Genomic DNA, 3,193 nt, shown 5'->3' on the forward strand with positions numbered 1-3,193 from the left:
AACACAGTGGACGCGAGCAACTGAGGACAAGCCCTCGGCCTATTAGTACCAGTCAACTCCACCCATTACTGGGCTTCCATATCTGGCCTATCAACCCAGTCGTCTACTGGGAGCCTTACCCCATCAAGTGGGTGGGAATACTCATCTCGAAGCAGGCTTCCCGCTTAGATGCTTTCAGCGGTTATCCCTCCCGAACGTAGCCAACCAGCCATGCCCTTGGCAGAACAACTGGCACACCAGAGGTTCGTCCGTCCCGGTCCTCTCGTACTAGGGACAGCCCTTCTCAATATTCCTGCGCGCGCAGCGGATAGGGACCGAACTGTCTCACGACGTTCTAAACCCAGCTCGCGTACCGCTTTAATGGGCGAACAGCCCAACCCTTGGGACCGACTCCAGCCCCAGGATGCGACGAGCCGACATCGAGGTGCCAAACCATCCCGTCGATATGGACTCTTGGGGAAGATCAGCCTGTTATCCCCGGGGTACCTTTTATCCGTTGAGCGACGGCGCTTCCACAAGCCACCGCCGGATCACTAGTCCCGACTTTCGTCCCTGCTCGACCCGTCGGTCTCACAGTCAAGCTCCCTTGTGCACTTACACTCACCACCTGATTGCCAACCAGGCTGAGGGAACCTTTGGGCGCCTCCGTTACCCTTTGGGAGGCAACCGCCCCAGTTAAACTACCCATCAGACACTGTCCCCGATCCGGATCACGGACCCGGGTTAGACATCCAGCACGACCAGACTGGTATTTCAACGACGACTCCACCCGAACTGGCGTCCGAGCTTCACAGTCTCCCAGCTATCCTACACAAGCCGAACCGAACACCAATATCAAACTGTAGTAAAGGTCCCGGGGTCTTTCCGTCCTGCTGCGCGAAACGAGCATCTTTACTCGTAGTGCAATTTCACCGGGCCTATGGTTGAGACAGTCGAGAAGTCGTTACGCCATTCGTGCAGGTCGGAACTTACCCGACAAGGAATTTCGCTACCTTAGGATGGTTATAGTTACCACCGCCGTTTACTGGCGCTTAAGTTCTCAGCTTCGCCAAGACGAATCTTGACTAACCGGTCCCCTTAACGTTCCAGCACCGGGCAGGCGTCAGTCCGTATACATCGCCTTACGGCTTCGCACGGACCTGTGTTTTTAGTAAACAGTCGCTTCTCGCTGGTCTCTGCGGCCACCCCCAGCTCACCGAGTAAATCGGATCACCAGTGATGGCCCCCCTTCTCCCGAAGTTACGGGGGCATTTTGCCGAGTTCCTTAACCATAGTTCACCCGAACGCCTCGGTATTCTCTACCAGACCACCTGAGTCGGTTTAGGGTACGGGCCGCCATGAAACTCGCTAGAGGCTTTTCTCGACAGCATAGGATCATCCACTTCACCACAATCGGCTCGGCATCAGGTCTCAGCCACAAGTGCGACGGATTTACCTATCGCACGGCCTACACCCTTACCCCGGGACAACCACCGCCCGGGATGGACTACCTTCCTGCGTCACCCCATCACTCACCTACTGCAAGTCTGGTTCGTCGGCTCCACCACTCCCCTTTGCCCGAAGGCTCCGGGGCGGCTTCACGGACTTAGCATCGCCTGGTTCGATGTTTGACGCTTCACAGCGGGTACCGGAATATCAACCGGTTATCCATCGACTACGCCTGTCGGCCTCGCCTTAGGTCCCGACTTACCCTGGGCAGATCAGCTTGACCCAGGAACCCTTGGTCAATCGGCGCAAACGTTTCTCACGTTTGTATCGCTACTCATGCCTGCATTCTCACTCGTGAACCGTCCACAACTCGCTTACACGGCTGCTTCACCCGGCACACGACGCTCCCCTACCCATCCATACAGGCGTTGGCCCTATTGTATGAATGACACGACTTCGGCGGTACGCTTGAGCCCCGCTACATTGTCGGCGCGGAATCACTAGACCAGTGAGCTATTACGCACTCTTTCAAGGGTGGCTGCTTCTAAGCCAACCTCCTGGTTGTCTCTGCGACTCCACATCCTTTCCCACTTAGCGTACGCTTAGGGGCCTTAGTCGATGCTCTGGGCTGTTTCCCTCTCGACCATGGAGCTTATCCCCCACAGTCTCACTGCCGCGCTCTCACTTACCGGCATTCGGAGTTTGGCTAAGGTCAGTAACCCGGTAGGGCCCATCGCCTATCCAGTGCTCTACCTCCGGCAAGAAACACACGACGCTGCACCTAAATGCATTTCGGGGAGAACCAGCTATCACGGAGTTTGATTGGCCTTTCACCCCTAACCACAGGTCATCCCCCAGGTTTTCAACCCTGGTGGGTTCGGTCCTCCACGAAGTCTTACCTCCGCTTCAACCTGCCCATGGCTAGATCACTCCGCTTCGGGTCTTGAGCGTGCTACTAAAACGCCCTATTCGGACTCGCTTTCGCTACGGCTACCCCACCCGGGTTAACCTCGCAACACACCGCAAACTCGCAGGCTCATTCTTCAAAAGGCACGCAGTCACGACGCACCGAGTAAACTCGATGCGCGACGCTCCCACGGCTTGTAGGCACACGGTTTCAGGTACTATTTCACTCCGCTCCCGCGGTACTTTTCACCATTCCCTCACGGTACTATCCGCTATCGGTCACCAGGGAATATTTAGGCTTAGCGGGTGGTCCCGCCAGATTCACACGGGATTTCTCGGGCCCCGTGCTACTTGGGTGTCTCTCAAACGAGCCGCTGATGTTTCAGCTACGGGGGTCTTACCCTCTACGCCGGACCTTTCGCATGTCCTTCGCCTACATCAACGGTTTCTGACTCGTCCTGTTGCCGGCAGACAACAGAAGAGAGATCCCACAACCCCGTATACGCAACCCCTGCCGGGTCTCACACGCATACGGTTTGGCCTCATCCGGTTTCGCTCGCCACTACTCCCGGAATCACGGTTGTTTTCTCTTCCTGCGGGTACTGAGATGTTTCACTTCCCCGCGTTCCCTCCACTTGCCCTATGTGTTCAGGCAAGGGTGACAGCCCATGACGACTGCCGGGTTTCCCCATTCGGACACCCCCGGATCAAAGCCTGGTTGACGACTCCCCGGGGCCTATCGTGGCCTCCCACGTCCTTCATCGGTTCCTGGTGCCAAGGCATCCACCGTGCGCCCTTAAAAACTTGGCCACAGATGCTCGCGTCCACTGTGCAGTTCTCAAACAACGACCAACCACCC

At 56.8% G+C, this 3,193-nt stretch carries 1 rRNA gene; it reads right to left on the minus strand.

Annotated elements, in window-relative coordinates:
- Positions 1-22: 22 nt before the first annotated feature.
- Positions 23-3,144, minus strand: a 23S ribosomal RNA gene (locus tag PUR53_RS02495).
- Positions 3,145-3,193 lie beyond the last annotated feature (49 nt).

It is taken from the genome of Streptomyces sp. SP18BB07 (genome assembly GCF_036322545.1).
Taxonomy (GTDB): Bacteria; Actinomycetota; Actinomycetes; order Streptomycetales; family Streptomycetaceae; genus Streptomyces; species Streptomyces deccanensis.